Origin of the sequence: Tissierella sp. MB52-C2 (assembly GCF_030931715.1) — a bacterium.
GTDB lineage: Bacteria > Bacillota > Clostridia > Tissierellales > Tissierellaceae > Tissierella.
Genome location: NZ_CP133261.1, coordinates 3,703,662 through 3,724,912 on the forward strand (window position 1 = coordinate 3,703,662; position 21,251 = coordinate 3,724,912).

At 31.5% G+C, this 21,251-nt stretch carries 20 protein-coding genes; 18 read left to right on the top strand and 2 right to left on the bottom strand.

What is annotated here, in order from left to right:
- Nucleotides 1-17: 17 nt before the first annotated feature.
- From RBU61_RS18565 to RBU61_RS18620, 12 genes are all read left to right on the top strand, one after another.
- The gene (locus tag RBU61_RS18565; RefSeq protein WP_308877163.1) at nt 18-752 is read left to right on the top strand and encodes an ABC transporter ATP-binding protein; all 735 of its coding nucleotides are present in this window, start codon (nt 18-20) and stop codon (nt 750-752) included.
- Nucleotides 739-1,482: an ABC transporter permease gene (locus tag RBU61_RS18570; RefSeq protein ID WP_308877164.1), complete on the top strand. Its 744-nt coding sequence runs from the start codon at nt 739-741 to the stop codon at nt 1,480-1,482. The genes RBU61_RS18565 and RBU61_RS18570 overlap by 14 nt, the downstream gene beginning before the upstream one ends.
- An 88-nt stretch (nt 1,483-1,570) precedes the next feature.
- A complete protein-coding gene (locus tag RBU61_RS18575) occupies nt 1,571-2,377 on the top strand; it encodes a MerR family transcriptional regulator (RefSeq protein WP_308877165.1) in 807 nt (268 codons plus the stop codon).
- Nucleotides 2,370-3,218: an ABC transporter ATP-binding protein gene (locus RBU61_RS18580; RefSeq protein ID WP_308877166.1), complete on the top strand. Its 849-nt coding sequence runs from the start codon at nt 2,370-2,372 to the stop codon at nt 3,216-3,218. The genes RBU61_RS18575 and RBU61_RS18580 overlap by 8 nt, the downstream gene beginning before the upstream one ends.
- Nucleotides 3,215-3,901, top strand: a complete 687-nt coding sequence (locus RBU61_RS18585) for a hypothetical protein (protein WP_308877167.1) — start codon at nt 3,215-3,217, stop codon at nt 3,899-3,901. The genes RBU61_RS18580 and RBU61_RS18585 overlap by 4 nt, the downstream gene beginning before the upstream one ends.
- Nucleotides 3,902-4,219: 318 nt before the next feature.
- Nucleotides 4,220-5,749, top strand: coding sequence for a YfcC family protein (locus RBU61_RS18590; protein ID WP_308877168.1), 1,530 nt, complete (start codon nt 4,220-4,222; stop codon nt 5,747-5,749).
- A gap of 27 nt (nt 5,750-5,776) precedes the next feature.
- Complete coding sequence (pepT, locus tag RBU61_RS18595) at nt 5,777-6,988, top strand: peptidase T (protein ID WP_308877169.1); 1,212 nt, start codon at nt 5,777-5,779, stop codon at nt 6,986-6,988.
- A gap of 18 nt (nt 6,989-7,006) precedes the next feature.
- A complete protein-coding gene (locus RBU61_RS18600; RefSeq protein WP_308877170.1) occupies nt 7,007-8,452 on the top strand; it encodes an aminoacyl-histidine dipeptidase in 1,446 nt (481 codons plus the stop codon).
- Between the two features lie 115 nt (nt 8,453-8,567).
- Nucleotides 8,568-9,971: a sigma 54-interacting transcriptional regulator gene (locus RBU61_RS18605; protein WP_308877171.1), complete on the top strand. Its 1,404-nt coding sequence runs from the start codon at nt 8,568-8,570 to the stop codon at nt 9,969-9,971.
- 354 nt (nt 9,972-10,325) lie between these two features.
- A complete protein-coding gene (locus tag RBU61_RS18610) occupies nt 10,326-10,967 on the top strand; it encodes a cyclodeaminase/cyclohydrolase family protein (protein WP_308877173.1) in 642 nt (213 codons plus the stop codon).
- Nucleotides 10,968-10,999: 32 nt separating this feature from the next.
- On the top strand, nt 11,000-11,923 hold the full coding sequence (gene ftcD, locus RBU61_RS18615; RefSeq protein ID WP_308877174.1) for a glutamate formimidoyltransferase: 924 nt from the start codon (nt 11,000-11,002) through the stop codon (nt 11,921-11,923).
- A 75-nt stretch (nt 11,924-11,998) separates the two neighbouring features.
- A complete protein-coding gene (locus tag RBU61_RS18620) occupies nt 11,999-13,483 on the top strand; it encodes a nucleoside recognition domain-containing protein (RefSeq protein WP_308877175.1) in 1,485 nt (494 codons plus the stop codon).
- Between the two features lie 38 nt (nt 13,484-13,521).
- On the opposite strand, the gene RBU61_RS18625 is transcribed toward RBU61_RS18620, so the two are convergent.
- Nucleotides 13,522-14,385, bottom strand: a complete 864-nt coding sequence (locus tag RBU61_RS18625; protein WP_308877176.1) for a LysR family transcriptional regulator — start codon at nt 14,383-14,385, stop codon at nt 13,522-13,524.
- A 112-nt stretch (nt 14,386-14,497) separates the two neighbouring features.
- Here RBU61_RS18625 and RBU61_RS18630 point away from each other — a divergent pair, with 112 nt between their 5' ends.
- The 3 genes from RBU61_RS18630 to RBU61_RS18640 all read left to right on the top strand — a co-directional run bounded on the left by RBU61_RS18630 (nt 14,498) and on the right by RBU61_RS18640 (nt 17,518).
- On the top strand, nt 14,498-15,856 hold the full coding sequence (locus RBU61_RS18630) for an MATE family efflux transporter (RefSeq protein WP_308877177.1): 1,359 nt from the start codon (nt 14,498-14,500) through the stop codon (nt 15,854-15,856).
- A 40-nt stretch (nt 15,857-15,896) separates the two neighbouring features.
- Nucleotides 15,897-16,124: a DUF896 domain-containing protein gene (locus RBU61_RS18635; RefSeq protein ID WP_308877178.1), complete on the top strand. Its 228-nt coding sequence runs from the start codon at nt 15,897-15,899 to the stop codon at nt 16,122-16,124.
- 155 nt (nt 16,125-16,279) lie between these two features.
- Nucleotides 16,280-17,518 carry an amidohydrolase family protein gene (locus RBU61_RS18640; RefSeq protein WP_308877179.1) on the top strand — a complete coding sequence of 413 codons (1,239 nt, stop codon included), beginning with the start codon at nt 16,280-16,282 and terminating at the stop codon, nt 17,516-17,518.
- A 42-nt stretch (nt 17,519-17,560) separates the two neighbouring features.
- Here the strand turns inward: RBU61_RS18640 and ytaF are convergent, their stop codons facing one another.
- Nucleotides 17,561-18,181, bottom strand: coding sequence for a sporulation membrane protein YtaF (gene ytaF / locus RBU61_RS18645; protein ID WP_308877180.1), 621 nt, complete (start codon nt 18,179-18,181; stop codon nt 17,561-17,563).
- A gap of 148 nt (nt 18,182-18,329) precedes the next feature.
- On the opposite strand from ytaF, the gene RBU61_RS18650 reads away from it, so the two are divergent.
- The 3 genes from RBU61_RS18650 to RBU61_RS18660 all read left to right on the top strand — a co-directional run bounded on the left by RBU61_RS18650 (nt 18,330) and on the right by RBU61_RS18660 (nt 21,199).
- A complete protein-coding gene (locus RBU61_RS18650; protein WP_308877181.1) occupies nt 18,330-19,277 on the top strand; it encodes a calcium/sodium antiporter in 948 nt (315 codons plus the stop codon).
- Nucleotides 19,278-19,426: 149 nt separating this feature from the next.
- A complete protein-coding gene (locus tag RBU61_RS18655; RefSeq protein WP_308877182.1) occupies nt 19,427-20,071 on the top strand; it encodes a TetR/AcrR family transcriptional regulator in 645 nt (214 codons plus the stop codon).
- A gap of 18 nt (nt 20,072-20,089) precedes the next feature.
- Nucleotides 20,090-21,199 carry a radical SAM protein gene (locus tag RBU61_RS18660; protein WP_308877183.1) on the top strand — a complete coding sequence of 370 codons (1,110 nt, stop codon included), beginning with the start codon at nt 20,090-20,092 and terminating at the stop codon, nt 21,197-21,199.
- Nucleotides 21,200-21,251: the final 52 nt, after the last annotated feature.

Here is a 21,251-nt window from a genome sequence, read left to right on the forward strand (position 1 = left end):
GGAGGTAGATAAAAGATATGGAAACAACTATTAAAGTTACAAATCTATGCAAAGCATATGGAAGTATTCAAGCTGTGAATGATGTTAGTATTTCTGCTATGCGTGGTGAAGTATTCGGACTGCTCGGAGCTAATGGTGCAGGAAAAAGTACAACTATTGAATGTATTCTAGGAACAAAAAAATTTGATAAAGGAACCGTTTCTATTTTAGGAATGAATCCACAAACAGAAAGAAAAAAATTATTTGAAAGAGTTGGTGTTCAGTTCCAAGAGTCCAATTATCAAGAAAAAATAACAGTAGCTGAACTTTGTGAAGTAACGGGGTCTCTCTATGAAAACCCTTCAGATTATAGTGAGTTATTAAAACAGTTTGGACTTTCGGATAAACTTAAAAGTCAAGTTAATGAACTGTCAGGAGGTCAAAAACAACGTTTGTTTATTGTCCTTGCATTGATACCTAGTCCTGAAGTAGTATTTTTAGATGAGCTGACTACAGGGCTTGATGCAAGAGCTAGGCGGGATGTGTGGAAATGTCTTGCTAATCTAAAGTCAAAAGGACTTACCATTTTTTTAGCTTCACATTTTATGGATGAGGTTGAAGCTTTATGTGATAAAATTTGTATTCTTAAAAATGGAAAAACTGTTTTTTATGGAACAATACAAGAGGCAGTTGATAGTAGTCCATACGATAAATTTGAAGATGTATACCTTTGGTATACAGATGAGGAGGGTTCAAAAGATGAAAGCATTTAGGACAATGTTCAAAACTGAATTAAAACTTGCCATACGTGGCATGGATATGGTGATTTTTGCAATCGTTTTACCTGTAGTAGTCATGATTATTATTGGTGCTATTTATGGAGATAAGGCGGCATTTGAGGGAGCGGAATATTCATTTTTAGCTCAATCCTTTGGAGGAGTAGTGACCATTGCCATAAGTGCATCGGGAATGATGGGGTTGCCTTTGGTGGTCGCAGATTACCGCAATAAAAAAATATTAAAAAGGTTTAAAGTTACACCTATGAGTCCAACGCTGATTTTATTTGTACAGATTGTTGTTAATATGCTTATGTCGTTTGCTTCACTTCTTCTTGTGTACGTTGCTGGAGCAATATTTTTTGGACTCAGATTGAAGGGTGATTGGTTTGCATTTTTAGGATCATATTTTTTGGTGTTACTGTCAATTTACAGCATTGGAATGATGGTGGGAGCAGTATCGCCGAATATTAAAACATCAAATTTATTGTGTTGTATATTATATTTTCCCGCGCTTATCTTTTCAGGTGCAACTTTACCTTATGAGGTTTTGCCCACAGTACTTCAAAAGATGGCTGACATACTCCCTCTGACACAAGGAATAAAATTATTAAAGGCTACCTCTCTTGGATTACCAATAGGTAGTGTTCTTTTTCCGATTACTATTATGGTTGTAATATCAGTAATTTGTGTGTGTATTTCAGTTCGATTTTTTAGGTGGGAATAATAAAGTCGAATATAATAAATTTCTTCCAATATGATATTGCTTGTGACGTTACGTCATATGCTATTATATATCTAAGGAGGGGAAAAGAATGAGAGAAGATTTATTTACTGTTGGGGAATTAGCAAAAAAGATGAATGTTACTGTAAGGACTTTACAGTATTACGATAAAGAAGGTTTGCTGAAACCATCTGCAAGAAGTGAGGGGGGACGCAGACTATATGCAAAAAAAGATATGATATTGTTATATCATATCTTATCAATGAAGTACTTGGGATTTTCTCTTGAGGAGATAAAAAATAACCTTATATCTCTTGATAGTCCAAAAGATATTTATAAATTACTAGAAGAACAAACAAAGACTATAGAGTATGAAATTGATAATTTGAATAGAATATTAGAAGCTATTGAGGCTTTGAAAAAAAGCGTAGCCCAAACAAATGCTGTAGATTTTAATAGATACGCTGATATTGTTTCGCTTATTCGCACAAAAAATGAAGGATTTTTGTCAGTTGAATTTTTTAATGAAGATGAAGAACTGGCAACACATATTAAGGGGTTGTTCGCAGATAATCCAGAAATTGGTATTGGACTTTTCCAACAATACCAGCAGATGTGTGATAAAACCATATTACTAAAAGAGCAAGGTAAGACACCTGATAGCAAAGAAGGGCAGATATTAGCAAAAGAATGGTGGGATCTAATATTTACCTTCACAGGTGGAAATATGGAATTGCTGCCGGGAATCCTAAGTTTTAGTGAGAAACGTGACAATTGGAGTGAGGGGATGCGAACTCAACAGAAGGCAGTAGATGAATTTATGGAAGAGGCCCTTTCAATCTATTTTCAAAAAAATTCTATAGATTTTCCTGAACTAGAGGAGGGCTATAATGATTGAATTGAATAAAGTTATAAAATGCTATGGACAGAAAAATGTTGTCAATGATATTTCTTTTTCTATTCCAGAGGGAGAGCTATTTGGATTTCTAGGTCCCAATGGTGCTGGAAAATCCACAACAATAAGGATGATAACTGGGCTTTTGAAGCCCACATCAGGAAGTATTATTGTAAATGGTCATGATGTTGTGGCAGATAAGAAATCTATTTGTGAAGATATTGGAGTTGTTTTTGAACTTCAAAATCTTTATGTCCGCTCTTCAATAGAAGAAAATTTAAAGTTGTTTGCTGCTCTTTATAGAGTTTCTGATAAACAGGTTAATCAAATTATGAAAGAATTGCAGCTGACTGAAAGAAGAAAAATGGCAGTGAAGAAGCTATCAAAAGGATGGAAGCAAAGAGTATTGATTGCCAGAGCTTTATTACACCAACCGAAAATTCTTTTTCTAGATGAACCTACAAGCGGACTTGATCCAAATACAGCTGCTTTAATTCGTAACTATATAAAAAGAGTAAATGAGAAAGGTACAACAGTTGTTTTGACCACCCATGATATGTATGAAGCAGACGAGATGAGTAATCGAATTGGCATAATGAATGAAGGACAATTAGTTGCAATTGATACTCCTGAAAGATTGAAGCAGCAGTATGGAAAAAATGAAATTTTTGTTGAGTATAAGGACAATGGCAATATCAACAAAAAAAGTCTTCCATTTGATACCGATGAAACAAATCAATTCATAGCACAATTAATTCAAGAGGGGCGAATTGTAAATATTCATACAATGGAAAGTTCACTTTCTACCATATTTGCAGAATTAACAGGGAGGAAATTAAATTGAAAAGTATCTTTGTTTTAGGTAAACATGAATCTAAAGAAATGTTGAGAAACCCAGGAACTTTGGCCGTACTGTTTTTACCAATTTTAATGTCAAAAATGATTTTAACTACTATTAAGGTATCAGGGGCAGATTTTCTTCTTTTATCAATATGGATATTATTTGCTCAAGTCTTAATTGGAATTATGCTTACAGGTCCAACAGTTATCGAAGAACGGGAGACAAAAACTATAGATGCATTGTTATGTTCACCTTTGACATTCAGAGGTATTGTGTTGGCTAAAGGTGGCATTATATTGATTAATTCCTTAATAGTTCAAATAATAGTTGCGTTAATTAACGAAAAGTTTGCAATTCATCTTATTTCTCTACTGTTGCCTATGATTATAGGAGGAATTGTATTTGTTGAAATTGGCATGATAATCGGTTTAACTGTAAAATCTTCACAAAGTGGTTCAGCCCTATCGTCTGTAGTTATGATATCATTATTTTTAATAGTTGCTCTTTATCAGGTTCTGCCGAAATGGACATATAATTTTTTGATTTTACTCCCAAGTATTGAGGTCACTGAAGTCATGCAGAAAATATTAGATGGTAGGGATTTAATATGTATGGAAATGTTGCTTCTAATTGTATGGATGTTTGTCTTAGGCTTTACTATTAAAAAGATTGGAGATAGATATTAAGTATAAAAATCATAGCTCAGGGCTACCTTCTAATAGATACTCCAAAAGCTTATTGGAATTTCGTATATTGATAAATAATTATGTCAAAAGCAAAAAAATGGGTTGTTTCATAACTGATTTATTAGTTATGAGACAACCCATTTTTGTATTAAAAATTAATAAGAAGATAATTAAAGAAAATATATAACAGAAGAAATTAATGATCCTTTGGAAAGTTTTATAGAGAATAAAAAGTATCTATAAATTAGCTAATAAATGCAAATACTGTTTAGGTAATACTAAATGATTATAATCATTACTATTTAAGGAGATGAAAATATGAAGGAAGAAAGAAAAAATAAAAGGAAAAAAAGGTTTGAATTTCCTACAGCCTTTACAGTTTTATTTATAATATTAATACTTGCTGCCATATTAACCTATATAGTTCCAGCAGGGCTTTACTCAAAATTACAATATAATCCAGACCAAAATATCTTTATGGTGGAGAACCCAGAAGGGCAGCTGGCAGAGCTTCCAGCAACTCAAGAAACACTTGATAGCCTAAATATTAAAATGGATTTAAGTAAATTTACAGATGGAAGCATAAAAAAACCCATTGCTATTCCAGATACCTATAAACCTATAGAGCAATCACCACAAGGATTAATTCCAGTAATCATGTCTCCTATTCTAGGGGTTATGGATACAGTAGATATTATGGTATTTGTATTGATTTTAGGTGGAATCATAGGTTTAGTAAACAAGACAGGAACCTTCGATGCAGGAATTGCAGCTTTATCTAAAAAGACAAAGGGTAAAGAGTTTTTATTAGTAATATTTGTAACTGCACTGATAGCTTTAGGTGGTACTACCTTTGGTTTGGCAGAAGAAACCATAGCACTATATCCTATATTGATGCCCATATTCATAGCCAGCGGATATGATGCAATAGTTGCTATTGCAGCAATATATATGGGTTCTTCCATTGGATCTATGTATTCAACTGTAAATCCTTTTTCAGTTGTTATTGCTTCAAATGCTGCGGGAATTTCTTTTAATGAAGGCCTTACATTCCGTATTATAGCTTTAGTATTAGCAACTATAATCACTCTTGTATATATTTACTATTATGCGAAAAGAGTTAAGAGAGATCCTAAGAACTCCATAGTTCACGAGGATATGGGGAAAATTGAAGAAAGATTTTTAAAGAATTATGATCCTGAAAACGTTGCTCCTTTTAACTGGAGAAGAATTCTAATCTTAGTTATCTTCCTGGGAGCATTCCCTATTATGATTTGGGGAGTTTCCAGAGGAGGTTGGTGGTTCCCAGAAATGGGTGGACTATTTTTGTCTGTAGCTGTTATAATAATGTTATTGTCAGGACTTTCTGAAAAAGAATCCATCAGCACTTTTATAGCTGGTGCAGCAGATTTAGTTGGAGTTGCACTTATAATAGGAGTTGCAAGAGCAATTAATATTGTAATGGATGATGGTATGATATCAGATACATTGTTATACTATACATCATCTATTATTAGAAATATGAATGGTGGTATTTTTGCTGGAGTTCAGATGATACTATTTAGTTTCTTAGGATTTTTTATACCATCTTCATCAGGTCTTGCTACACTTTCAATGCCTATAATGGCACCTTTAGCAGATACTGTTGGAGTATCTAGAGATGTAGTAGTTACAGCATATAACTGGGGTCAAGGTTTGATGGCATTTATAACTCCAACTGGATTAATTTTAGCGACTTTAGAAATGGTAGATGTGACTTATAATAAATGGCTAAAATTTATACTTCCTCTTATGGGAATAATAGGAGTATTCTCCATAGTTATGCTTGTAATACAGACGTTATTATAAGAAAAATTATTTGAAAGGATGATTAATATGGATAAGATTATTGAAAGATTCAAGAGCTATATTGCTATAGACACTAAGTCTGATGAAAATAGCAGTACTTGCCCTAGTACCAAAGGACAATTAGAACTAGGAGCTCTTTTAGCAAAGGAACTACAAGAACTAGGACTTGAAGATGTAAAACAAGATGAAAATGGATATATATATGCAACATTAAAATCTAATATGGACACAAAAGTACCAACCATAGGATTTATAGCTCACCTAGATACTAGTCCAGATCTAGATGGTAAATGTGAGAATCCAAAGATATTTACCTATGAAGGTGGAGATATAAAGCTAAATGATCAATATAGCATAACAGAGAAAGAATTTCCATTTATAAAAGATTTAGTTGGAAAGGAACTTATTACAACAGATGGTACAACACTTTTAGGTGCCGATGATAAGGCTGGAATAGCTGCAATTATCGATGCTATGGAATATTTAATTAATCATCCTGAAATAAAACATGGCGATATAAAGATTGGAATTACACCAGACGAGGAAATAGGAAGAGGAGCAGATCTTTTTGATGTAAAAGGTTTTAATGCAGATTTTGCTTATACAGTAGATGGTGGTCCTGTAGGTGAACTAGAATATGAAAATTTCAACGCAGCCAGTGTAAAAATAGAAATCCAGGGGAAAAATGTTCATCCAGGAACAGCAAAAAATATTATGATAAACTCCGCTAGAATAGCTATGGAAATTGACAATATGTTACCAGCAAATCAAAAACCTGAATATACAGAAGGATATGAAGGATTTTATTTACTAACTGAACTTAATGGAACTGTGGATTATACTGTAGCTACTTATATTATTAGAGAACATTGCAAAGAAAAATTTGAAAAGATGAAAGAAGATTTTAGAAAGATTGTAAATTTCTTAAATGATAAATATGGAAATATAATCAAAATAGAGATTAAAGATAGCTATTATAATATGAAGGAAAAAGTAGAACCTCATATGGAAATCATAGAATTAGCTAAAAAGTCTATGATAGATATTGGAATTGAACCAATGATTCAACCTATTAGAGGTGGAACTGACGGTGCTAGACTTTCATATATGGGTCTTCCTTGTCCTAATCTTTTTACAGGAGGATATAATTTCCATGGAAGATTTGAATTTATTCCAACTGAATCTATGAAACTAGCATCTAAACTAATTGTAAAAATTGCAGAAAACAATGGAAAGTAAATAAAGGAAGGTGGTAAGGTGGGTAAGTTAGAAGGATTAAAACCAGAAAGAGTTTTTTATTACTTTGAACAATTAACACAAATACCTCGATGTTCCTATGATGAAAAAAGAGTAAGTGATTATATTAAAAGTGTAGGAGAAGGGCTAGGTCTTGAAACTATCCAAGATGATACACTAAATATAATCATAAGAAAGCCAGCTAGTCTTGGATATGAAAAGTCTTCAGGAGTTATTATACAAGGACATATGGATATGGTATGCGAAAAAGAAGATGATAGTAGCCATGACTTCACTAAAGATCCTATTACATTGAAAGTAGAAGGAGACTATATATATGGAGATAAAACTACCTTAGGGGCAGATAATGGAATTGCCATAGCCATGGGTCTTGCCATACTTGAAGACAATACATTGGAACACCCTGAAATAGAATTATTAGTAACTACTTCAGAAGAAGTGGAAATGGATGGAGCATTAGGGCTATCTGAGAATGTCTTAAAGGGAACTAGACTATTAAACGTAGATTCCGAAGAAGAAGGTGTATTAGTAACTGGTTCTGCTGGCGGAGAACTAATTGAAGCAAGAATTCCTATAGAATATGAAGAAGTATCAGATTATGTGGCAGTTTATATAGAAGTAAGGGGGCTATTTGGAGGACACTCAGGCATGGAAATTCATAAACCTAGGGGAAACTCCAATAAGATTTTAAATGATATATTAGAAGAATTAAAAGCTGATTTCCATATAAAACTAGTGTCTATTAGTGGTGGAACTAAGGATAATGCTATTCCAAGACAAACTTCAGCTACAATTGGCGTAAAGTCAGAAGAATTATCTAAATTTACAAGTAAGATAGAAGAAATAAAAGAAAAAACTATAAATAAATATAAGTCAGAAGAACCAGAAATAGATATAGTAGTCACTAAGGGAGAAGAAGTAAGAAAGGTAATAGATAACAAAGCCTTTGACGCTTTAACATCACTTCTTCATAATATTCCTACAGGAGTATATACAATGATTCCAGACAATAAGGAAGTAGTAGAAAGCTCTAGTAATTTAGCTATATTAAAGACAGAGGATGAACAAATTATTCTTCAGGTATCTACTAGAAGCTCTACAGAAAGTGTATTGATAACATTACGTGAAAAGATTGTAGATGAAATAAACAAAACTCATTCTAAATGTAGTATTAGTGGTAATTATCCAGAATGGGAATATAATCCTAAATCAAGGTTGAGAGATAAGGCACTTGAAGCATATAAAGGAATGTTTGGAAAAGAAATGGAATCTACAGTTATTCATGCAGGATTAGAGTGTGGAGTACTTGCTAAAAAATATCCTGATTTAGATATTATTTCTTTTGGTCCAAATATGTATGATGTTCATACTCCAAAGGAAAGACTTAGTATATCATCTACAGAGAGAACATATGAATACTTAGTTAAACTGTTGACCAAGTTATAATAACCAGTAAAAAGCTAGTTGGAGAATAAATTTTCTTTAACTAGCTTTTTATATAACTATGTCCTTGTGATATAATATTATATAACCAATAATGCTGTATAAAAGAGGTGTTAATATGGAAAAGGTTAAGATGTGTTTAAATTTAAGTAAGATTAAGGATATATTTAATTCCTTAAATTTAGGAGTTCATGTAGTTGATTCTAGAGGTGTAACAATTTTATATAATAAAGCTTGTGAAGAAATAGAAGGAATTGAAAGCAATTGGATTGTAGGAAAAGATATGAAAAACCTTGTAAGTGAAGGAGTTTATTCTGAATCAGTTGCTTTAGAAGTTATTGAAAAAGGAGAAGTAGTAGGAAAAACCCAGAAAGCAAATGGAAAAAATATTTTTTCTACTGGAGTTCCAATCTATGAGGATGGGCAACTTATAAATGTAGTTGTAAGTGTTATGGATATAACAAGTATAGAGAATCTAAAGTTCCAATTAAATGAATTGAAAAGTGTAAATATAAGGATGCAAAGAGAATTGGATATATTAAATGCCAAGGATACAGAAGATAACTATATGATAGCTAAAAGTAAAGTCATAAAGGATATACAAAACTTAGCTCTTAGAATTGCAAAAGTAGACTCTACAGTGTTGATTACAGGAGAATCAGGAGTAGGAAAGGGAGTTCTTAGTAAGTACATACATGAAAATAGTCATAGACAAAAAGGAACTTTTGTAAAGGTAGATTGTTCATCACTTCCTGAAAGTTTGATAGAATCTGAACTATTCGGCTATGTAGAAGGTGCATTTACGGGGGCTAAGAAAGAGGGAAAAATAGGACTAATTCAATTAGCACATAAAGGAACTTTATTCTTAGATGAAATTGGAGAGTTACCACTTAATTTACAAGTAAAGCTCTTATCTGTGATTCAAGATAAAGTATTGCAAAAAGTTGGTGGTACAGAAAATGTACATGTAGATACTAGGATTATAGCTGCTACGAATAAGGACTTGCATCAGATGGTAGAGGAAGGGAAGTTTCGTAGTGACTTGTATTATAGATTGAAGGTTGTTCCAATAGATATTCCTCCCCTTAAGGAAAGGAAAGAAGATATAGTTCCATTGATTCAGTTTTTCTTGGAGAGATTAAATGAACATTATAATTACCATAAAAGAATTTCTTCAAGGGCAATGCAGTTGTTAATTAGTTATGATTGGCCTGGAAATATACGTGAATTAGAAAATGAAATTGAAAGATTAGTTGTAACATCTGAAATGGACTTAATAAGTGAAAGAGATATTTTAAGTGGAGAAATAGGAAAAATTAGAACCATGACATTAGATGAGAATAAATCTTTTAAGGAAAATATCTATCACTATGAGAAAATATTATTAGATGAATATATGTATAAAGCAGAGGATATACATGAGTTAAGTAAGAAGACTGGATTAGAGGCTAGTACCTTAAGGAAAAAGGCAAAAAGACTTGGAATTGATCTTAAATTTGGGACGGGAAAAAATTCCCGATAGACAAGAAAAAATTCCTCTTGATTTAAGTTGTGTGTTTTGAAGGTTCCTGTAGAAATACGAAGCTTTTAGAAGGAAAAAAATCTTCTAAATAAATAGTTTAATTATATTGTAAAATATATAAGGTCTTTAGAATTAAAATATTTTTTAAATTATATAAGAAAACTTAATAAGCTGATATGTACTAGGAATGAGTAAATGACTATATTATATCAATGTCACAGATAAAACAAAACTTTTTTTAATTATTTTTTTAAAAATTAAAGAAAGTTTTGTTTTTTTGGCATATGTCTTGCTGTATATAATGGCAGTATGAAAAATACGAAAGTTTATATATTATACATTGGAGGTGCAGTAATGTTTATTGATAAAAGTTTAAAACAATATGCATTAGATACTAAAAGTAGTGATCCTACGCCAGGTGGTGGCAGTGTATCGGCTTATGTAGGAACACTGGGATCTGCTTTAACAAGTATGGTTGGTGGATTGACATTTTCTAAGAAAAACTATGAAGAATTACCAGAGGAAGTAAGAACTAACTTAGAAGCAAATGCAAAAGAGTTAGAAGGATTATTTGAAGAGTTAGCAAATGTAGTAGATGAAGATACAAATGCTTTTGATAAAGTAATGGAAGCATTTAAAATGCCAAAGGAAACTGATGAAGAAAAGAAAGCTAGATCACAAGCTATTCAAGATGGATATAAAATTGCATTAGAAGTTCCTTTAAAATGTGCAGAAAAATGTCATAGAGTATTAGAGCTACAAGATGTATTCGCAGCATATGGTAATGTAAATGCTATAACTGATATAGGTGTAGGTGTATTATTAGCTTACTCAGGATTAGAAGGTGCATTATTAAATGTAACTATCAATCTAGGAAGTATAAAAGATGAAGAATACAGAACTACAATATCTGCAAAAGTATCTTCATTATTAAACTCAGCAAAAGAATTAAAAGAAGCTTCATTAAAAGTAGTTTATGAAAGACTTAATGCTTAATAATATATAAAACTATAGAAGGAGAGATAATGATGGAAAAGAAATTTATGCTTGCAGTACCTAACTTTAGTGAAGGTAGAAGACAAGAAGTAATCGATGCTGTTGCTGGCGCAATCAAAAACAAAGAAGGCGTTAAACTAATAGGTGTAGAACCAGAACACGATTTTAACAGAACAGTTTTAACTATCATTGGAGAACCAGCTCCATTAAAAGAAGCTTTATTAGAAATGGCTGCAAAATCATATGAATTAATAGATATGACAGTTCAAGAGGGTACTCACCCAAGAATAGGTGGACAAGATACAATTCCTCTATTCCCATTAATGAATACAACAGTAGAAGAGTGTAAAGAATTAGCAGAAGAAATAGGAAAAGAATTATTTGAAAAACATCAAGTACCAATATTCTTTTCAGGCGAAAATGCTAGAACAGAAGATAAGAAGAGTATTTCATATATAAGAAAAGGACAATATGAAGGATTAAAAGCTTTATTAGATGATCCTAACCACCCAGATCATGAAGCAAGACGTCCAGATTTATCAGTAGATGGTAAATTAAGTCCAGAACGTGGAGCTACTATAGTATCTGCAGATAAAGAAGGTTTAACTGCTTATAACGTATTCTTAGCTACAGAAGATGTAAACATAGCTAAACAAATAGCAAAAGCTGTAAGAGGACCAAGTGGCGGATTCTCAACAACTAGAGCAGTTGGAATTAAATTCCCTGAAAGAACAGGAGTAGTTGTATCTATAAATATGTTTGACTGTGCAAACACTCCACTTTATAGAGCTTATGAATTAGTAAAACTTGAAGCTCAAAAATATGGTGTAGCAGTAACAGGTTCAGAAATAGTAGGACCAGTCAAATTAGAATACTTACTAAATAACTTAAACCATTATTTAGGGTTACAAGGATTAAAGGATGACCAAATACTAGAAACCCACTTAATGGGTTAATAAACATAAGTCTGTCCATTTAAGTACTTAAATGGACAGACTTATAAATATAAATCAAATTACAGAAAGAAGAAGGTGACAGAACTGCAACCGATAAACTTAAGTAAAAACAAAGATTATGATTTAAGCCAATTAGATTTAAACGATCCCAAAGTTCTAGACTCCATTGAATTGGATAGAAAAGATTGGGCAATAGGAGCTATGAAAGCATTTATAATTTCAGCAATAGCAATATTTGTATTTTTCGTACCTATAAATGGCGGAATTCCATTTGGATATATTTATCAGGGTGCAATATCAATTGTAGACTCATTGATAGTTATTAACGGACAAGCTGTCGGAGCATTACTCATATGCACAATTGTACTTATGGGTACAGGAATTGCAAGTGTAATTGGGAAGTTCTTTTCAAAGAAAGATAGTAAACTTTATAAATACTTTGAAGCAGACTCAGTTATACATCCATTTTTATATTTAGCAGGTGGAATATTTATATTACTTTATTTTCTTAATAAAATTGGTGTTTATGCCGCTCCAGAAATGATAGTTGGACCATCAACTGGTGAAATGGTAATACCTGGAGTAGTCATAGGAGTAGCGTTTATTATACCAGTAGGAGCGTTCTTTATTCCTTTCTTAACGGATTATGGTTGTATAGACTTCTTTGGAGTTCTTTTAGAGCCTCTAATGAGACCATTGTTTAAGACTCCAGGAAAATCAGCAGTTGATGCTTGTGCTTCCTTCGTAGGTTCAACAACTATGGGTATTATAATTACTAGTAGAATGTATAAAGGCAATGTATATACAGAGAAAGAGTCATCTATAGTAGCTACTTGTTTTAGTGCTGTATCTGTAGGATATGCACTGCTAGTTATGGAAACAGCAGGAATAGGTGAACACTTTATAAAAACTTATTTTGTTTCATTCTTATTGGCCTTTATACTAGCAGCTATTTGTAGTAGATTATGGCCACTTAACAAAAAGCTAGATGTGTTTGCAAATGGTAAAGTACAAACAGATGAAGACAGAAAAGAAGCTTCATTAAAATTTGGACCTTCCATGTTAAAGGCTGGTGTAAACAGAGCGGCAGTAAGAGCTCATACAGCAGGTGGAATGTTTAAGAGAATAGTTGATTCAGTTGTAGATTCATTCCCTGTATTACCAAAGGTTATTACTTTATTATGTTCCATAGGTATATTAGGTATGATTGTTGCAAAATACACTCCAGTATTTGACATAATAGGATATGCGTTTTTACCTTTAACTAAATTATTAGGGGTTCCAGATGCTCAAGTTGCAGCAACAGCAATCCCAACAGGAATTACAGAGATGTTCATCCCAGTATTGACAATTGCAGATCAAGTAGCACAGTTGCATGTTAAGACAAGATTCTTCGTTACCGTAGTTTCAATGGTGCAAATTATATTCTTAGCAGAATCAGTAGTTGTAATTATGAATACAGGACTTCCTTTAAAATTCAAAGAATTAATGATTATATTCTTAGAAAGAACGATAATAGCAATGCCATTTGCTGCATTGTTTATGCATATATTATTTTAAAAATAAAGACTATGTCTCAAAAAATTGAGATATAGTCTTTATTTAATATTATCTATAAAATTAGTTGCCACAGTAGATAAATTACTATCTTTTAAAGTTATTATTGATACTTGAGACGATAATGAATCATCATCTATGATTTTATATTTTAAATTGTTTGCTAGAACTAAGTTCTTAGATGACATGGGGACAATGGCAATACCTAACCCAGCATTAGCCCATAGAAGTGAAGTCCTTGAATCATCATTAATACAGAAGACATATGGATTTATATCAAGCTTTTGAAATGCAGATACTATTAAATTTTCAAATCTGCGATAGATAATAAGAGGTTTTCCCTCTAGATATTCTATATTAATATGGGAATTTATTTTATCTAGATCATCGTCTTCTTTATATGCAGCTATCATAGGTTCCATTTTTAAATAATGGGTTTTTAGACCTGTTTTATCGAAGGGAGTTCTTACAATTCCTACTTCAATAACTCTTGAAAACAATAGATTAATAATTTCAGGAGTTATACCTTCATAGACTTCATATTTAATATTGTTATATTTTTTATGAAATTTAAGAAAAGTATTTTCTAGAAAGTCTGCATCTATGGCAGATATAGTACCTATTTTCAATGTACCCTTAAACCCGGATTTACTATCTTCTAATTCTTTTCTTATGGAATTTTTTAATTCAAGAATATTATTTGCCTTAGTATAGAGGATTTCACCTGCTTCTGTTAAGGTGATTTTTCTAGGTCCTCTATGAAATAACTTTACATCTAATTCCTCTTCCAAGTTTTTAATATGATTACTAAGGGCAGGTTGAGCAATATGAAGTTTCTTTGCTGCTGATGTAATATTTCCTTCATTTACAACAGTAATAAAATATAAAAGTTGTTTTATATCCATAACAATTCTCCTATATAAAAAAGTATATACATTCTATAATATATTTATATTTTAATTATACATTCATTCGTGTTAAACTACAAGAGTATAGATATAGAAAGGAGTAAAATATATGATAACAGATATGACAAAGGGAAATCCCGCTAAGACGCTAATAGCCTTTACATTTCCCATGTTAATTGGAAACTTATTTCAGCAATTATATAATATAGTAGATTCAGTTGTAGTTGGAAGATATGTAGGGAAAAATGCATTGGCAGCAGTAGGGTCATCATTTATGCTTATGAACTTTTTTTCTTTTGTAATAATTGGATTATGTATGGGAGCGGCGGTAGTATATTCATATTATTTTGGTGAAAAGAATTACTCTAATCTTAGAAAAACAATATTTATATCGTTCTCATCCATAGGTGTCTTTACAATAGTATTATCTATTATATTAGTATTTACTACAAAAGGCATGTTGAACCTTATAAATACACCAGAAGAAATATTTCTAGATTCACAAAAATACTTACAAACCATATTTGCAGGATTGATATTTGTTTACTTGTATAATGGATGTTCAGCTTTGCTTAGATCCATAGGAGATTCAAAAACTCCTTTATACTTCTTAATATTATCAGCTGTAATAAATATAGTGCTAGATTTACTATTTGTTATAGTCTATGATATGGGAGTATCTGGAGTAGCCTTTGCTACTGTAATAGCTCAGGCAGTTTCGTCAATTCTATGTTTAATATATGGGTTGTGGAAAATAGAGTTTATAAGGCCAAGGAAAGAGGATCTAGTGTTTGATAAAGATATATTTACAATGGTAAGTAAATTTAGTTTCCTTACGTCTATTCAACAATCTATAATGACCTTTGGAATGGTATGTGTACAAGGTATAGTAAATACCTTTGGGTCAGACACTATTGCAGCCTTTACTGCAGCAAGTAAGGTAGATTCCATAGCATATTTGCCAGTTCAAGATTTTGGGAATGCCTTTGGAACATATGTGGCTCAAAATAAAGGAGCTAAGAAAAATGATAGAATAGTAGAGGGAGTAAAAGCCTCTATAAAAACTATAATTATATTTTGTATTATAATGTCCACACTAATATATATAAGTTCCAGTAGCTTAATGAGAATATTTGTGGAAGCAAGTGAAATAAATGTAATTAATCTAGGAGTAGAGTATTTATCTATAATATCTATTTTCTATGTTTTAATAGGATTTTTATTTATGTTCTATGGATTCTTTAGAGGAATAGGAGAATTAAATACATCTCTAATTCTTACAGTAATTTCATTAGGTACTAGAGTATTAATGGCTTATGTGCTCTCAAGTATTCCATCTATAGCTCAAAGAGGAATATGGTGGTCTGTTCCTATAGGCTGGGCATTAGCCGATGGAATAGGATTTATCTTGTATAGAAGGACAAAGCGTAAAAAATTACTTGTTGAAGAAGATTCTCCTAAGTGTTAAAATCTAATTAAGTATCAAAATGAAGAATTGGAGAGATTACATGGAAGAATTAATAAAGAGGATAAATGAACTGGCACATAAATCAAAAACCATAGGACTAACACAGGAAGAAAAAGAAGAACAACAGAAATTACGTCAAGAATACCTTAAGATATTTAGAGGAAATATGAAAAACACTTTAATGGAAGTAAAGGTAGTAGATGAAGAAGGAAATGACGTGACTCCAGAAAAGTTAAAGCAAGAACAAAATAAAAGCTATATGAATTAATAGAATTCCCTTAGTGATGAAAGCTAAGGGAATTTTTTAAAGTAATTTCTAAATTGGTAAATTAATATCTATTGTTAATTATGATGTTGGATGCCTATAAATCATATGATATAATATTGATGGTATAAATATTTAAATTATAAGGAGGGGGTTTTGTGAATCAAATTATATTCACTGGTGGGCTATTAATAAATGGTACTGGAGAAGTAATAGAAGATTCTATGGTAGTAGTAGAAGATAAAAAGATTAAATATGCTGGGCCTAAGAAAGAAATGGAAACTGAAGGCACAATAATTGATATAACTGGAAAAACTATTATGCCAGGTTTAATAGATACACACCTTCATTTTAGCGGTAATTTAAGTGATGACGATAATGAATGGGTACTTGAACCGATAATTCAAAAAACTGTAGTAGCAGTAGCACAGGCAAAGGAATCCTTAGAACATGGTTTAACTACAGTAGGAGAGATTTCTCGTTCAGGTATACATATTAGAAATATGATTGGAAAAGGAGTCATAGAAGGACCTAGAGTAATAACAACAGGACTTGGTTTTTGCAGAACTGCAGGACATGGAGATTCCCACAGATTACCTTTAGAATATAATAATGACTCTCATCCTTGGGCGGAAAGAGTAGACGGACCTTGGGAATTGAGAAAAGCTATTAGAAAGAGACTTCGTGAAAACCCAGATGCAGTTAAGATTTGGTCTACTGGTGGAGGAATATGGAGATATGATGCTAAGGCTGATACTCACTATACAATGGAAGAAATACAGGCAGTAGTTGATGAATGTAATATGGTAGGTATACCTGTATGGTCCCATGCTGAAGGCTATGAAGGAGCATTGAATTCATGTAAAGCTGGAGTAGACTCTATTATCCATGGACAGGAATTAAACGAAGAATGTTTAGAAATTATGAAGGAGAAGGATATAACCTTCTGCCCTACGCTGCAATTCTTCTTTGAATGGTTTACAGTATATGAGCCGCCATATAGACCTATACATGATAAATATCCAGGAAATACAACTGCGGAAAAAGAATTGAACCGTATAATAGACAATTTAAGAAACGCAAATAAAAAGGGAATTAGAATTACAGTAGGGTCTGATTCATTCTGTAGTAGCTTAACTCCTTATGGTAAATATGCAATTACAGAAATGTATGCACTAAATAAGGCAGGATTAACAGAGATGGAAGTAATTTTAGCTGCAACTAAAAATGGAGCAGAGATGTTGAAGGTAGATGATATTACAGGAACTCTAGAGGAAGGCAAATTTGCAGATATACTAGTTTTAAAGGGAAATCCTCTATTAGACATTCATAATATTTCTGTTGAGAATATGGAAGTAATTATGAAGGAAGGTCAATTTGTAAAAAATCTAATATAAAAGAATAGATAAGTCCTATGTCAATTAGCCATAGGACTTATTTTAAATTAATTTTAAAATTGCTAATATTATTAGCAGAATACCAGATAACCAAGATAAATTGATTTTTGTCTTTTCCACAATCTTTTTACCGATAAAAATTCCACTGTAAATAGAAAATAATCCTATAATTAGAGATAATCCTATTACATGAAGATAATTAATATTACCTAGACTGCTTCCAAAACCTACAGCCAATGAATCTAGTGAAAGTGCAGTGGCAAGATATACTGCTTCCTTCGCATCAAGCTTTTTAGATAGATTAAAATCTGCTTTAGTTTCATCGCAATACACATCTATAATTATCCATATATCAAATAGCTTTATTTTAACTTTCTCATTTTCTTCTAATTTCTTTTCCAAATAGGTTTTAATAATACTTTCAAATAAATAGTATATTCCAAGTAGCATTAGTATAGAAAAGCTTAATATTAATGTAATATTATTAGGGAGTATTTTTTTTATTTGAAAGCCAAAGAAAATGGAAACACCTAGGAAAAGTGAACAAATAGTATTAATAATTAGGACTGACCTAAATGGTATCTTTATTTTATTAGTTCCGTAAGCAATACTAGCTACGAAAGCATCTAAAGATAATACCAATACTAATAGTATAACTTCCATACTCACACCCCTATCATTTAAAACTAATATTATTTTATTCAGATTACCAATATATGTGATGAAATAAGAAGATATTGTAATATTAGCTGATATATTTTTATATAAATAATATAATTGATTAAAGAATAAATAAATAGAGGGGGGCAATATGGGGATTTTTTCTACATTTTTATTATTTATTATAGGACTTATTATGATCGTTAAGGGTGGGGATTGGTTTGTAGATGCTGTTATTTGGTTTGCAGATAAAACTGGGATCTCCTATGGAATAATAGGTGCAACCATAGTTAGTGTAGCTACTACATTACCAGAGCTTTTCGTATCTACACTATCAAGTAAAGAAGGATTAACAGATATGGCAGTAGGAAATTCACTAGGTTCTTATATTTGTAATATTGCATTTATAGTGGGAATTTGTGCATTGATTAAGCCTATACATATAAAAGATAATTTATTTGGTATCAAAGGATCAATGATGTTTGGATATTTAGGTATATTTTATTACTTTGCATCCGATGGAGTAATTAGTCATTTAGAAGGAAAGATTCTGGTTGCTTTATTATTATTATTTATTTTTATAAATGTATTTGAATTAAAGAAAGGGAATGGAAAGTCTAAGAATACTTCTAGGGAATTTCCAAATAAGAAAGATTTAATACAAAATGGAATTAAGTTTGCAGTAGGAACAGCCCTTATAATAATCAGTGCACATCTGCTGGTAGATACTGGAGTAGAAATAGCAAACTTTTTGAGAATACCAAAGCAAGTAGTTAGTCTAACTTTACTTGCCATTGGAACATCTTTACCAGAACTTGTGACAGCCCTAAGTTCAACCATAAAGGGAAAACAAAATATATCTGTAGGAAATATAGTGGGAGCTAATATATTTAATATGACTTTAGTTATGGGAGCATCTGCATTGGTTAGTGATAATGGACTAATTATATCACAACAAACTTTAGCTCTAGATATTCCCATGGCTACCATAGTAGCATTAGTATTTATATTAATAGGAACATCTACCGAGAAAATAGGAAGACTTACAGGAATATTATTATTAGCATTATATGGAGGATATATGACAATTTTATTTTAAATAATAAAAATAGAATTACCCCTTAATTATAATTAAGGGGTAATTTCGAGGACTATTTTATATATTCATTTTTGAAGAAATACTTATTGACAAACTAACGCTGTTAGTATAACATGAAACTAACGGTGTTAGTTTAAAGGAGTGGAAAAATGATGGATTTATTTAAGGAAGATTTAGAATTAAAGGATACAAAAGAAAAGATTATAGCTGCAGCCATAGAACAGTTTTCAAGTCAAGGATACGATAACACTTCAATACGGAAGATTGCAGATATTGTAGGGATCAAGGGAAGTTCTATATACAATCATTTTAATAGTAAAGAAGAAATACTTGAGGAGATATTTAAATATTATAGGAATCTTTTCTATCAAATGGGAGATGTATTTGAGATAAAAGAACTAAATCCTAGTGATTTAAGGGAAGATAAAATCCTTCATATTCTCAAGGGTGGATTTGATAGTGTTATTAATATTCTCAAAAGACCTGAAATGATCAATATCTTAAAAATCATTATAAAAGAACAATTTAAAAACCAAAAGATCAAAAACTTTTTTTTAGAAGAATTTATAGATAAACCAAGGACAGTCATGGAAAAGTTTATGAGGGAACTTATGGATAAAGAAATTATTAGGGATGGAAATCCATATTTATATTCCCAAGAATTTCAAGCTTTTGCAATCTATAAAATGTATGAAGAATTTATGCTAAAGGATGTAGAATATATTGATATTAATGAGATTGAAGCACAGATAAATTATCATATAGAATTCTTTTGGAATAGTATCAGAAAATAATGATTCAGGGGGATAAGTATGGAAGAATTAAATGATATAAAAAAATCTAATATAATACTATCAAAAATGCTTAATAGATCAATAGAACTCCTTATGGAGGATTGTATAAAAATAGCCCTTAGAGATTTTACATCAGCAAAGAGTATTATGAAAATTGCATTAGAACAAAGGAACTCACCCAAAATTAGAGCTAAACACGAAGAAAAAGGGCTTCATGTACCGCCTTTTGTGATAGCCTCTATTACAAGTGTTTGCAATTTAAGATGTAAGGGATGTTATGATAAAGCAAAAGTTCATAATAGATCATTAGAACTAGATGAAAACCAATGGTCAAGTATTTTTGCTCAGGGAAAAGAGTTAGGTATATCATTTATACTGTTAGCTGGGGGAGAACCTCTTACTAAAGAGAAGGTAGTTAAAGAATGTATAAAGTTTCCAGAGATTATTTTTCCTATATTCACAAACGGAATGTTAATAAATGAAGAGTGGGCTGAAACTTTTTCTTTATCTAGAAATATGATACCGGTCATAAGCATTGAAGGTGATGAAGATCAAACAGATAAGAGAAGAGGAAAAGGAGTATTTAAGAGAGTTTCATCTAGCATTGATTTACTTCAAGAAAAAAGCATATTTTATGGAATATCTATAACCATTACAACAGAGAATTTTGAAGATGTTTTAAATGATGAATTTATCAGAACTTATATAGAGCGGGGATGTAGAGCATTTTTCTTTATTGAATATATCCCCTTTGATAGTTCTACAGAAAGCCTTGCAATATCCACAAGTCAAAGGCAACAGCTTAATTCTAATATGGATAAGTTAAGAGAAAAACATAGGGCAATATTTATAACATTTCCTGGAGACGAAGAAAAGTTTGGAGGGTGTTTAGCAGCAGGGAGAGGATTCGTGCATATCAATGCAATAGGCTCAATAGAACCATGTCCTTTTGCACCATATTCAGATATAAATCTAAAAGATGTAACACTTGAGGAAGCATTAAATTCTCCCTTATTAGAAAAGGTCAGAAGTATTCATGAGCTGCTAAAAGAGCATAAAGGTGGTTGTGCACTTTTTGAGAATAGAGAAATGGTGAAAGATTTATTAGGTAAAAATCAAAATTCTTAATTAGCTATTTTCATCATGTAATAAAATAATATGCTAAAATCAGAACAAAAAG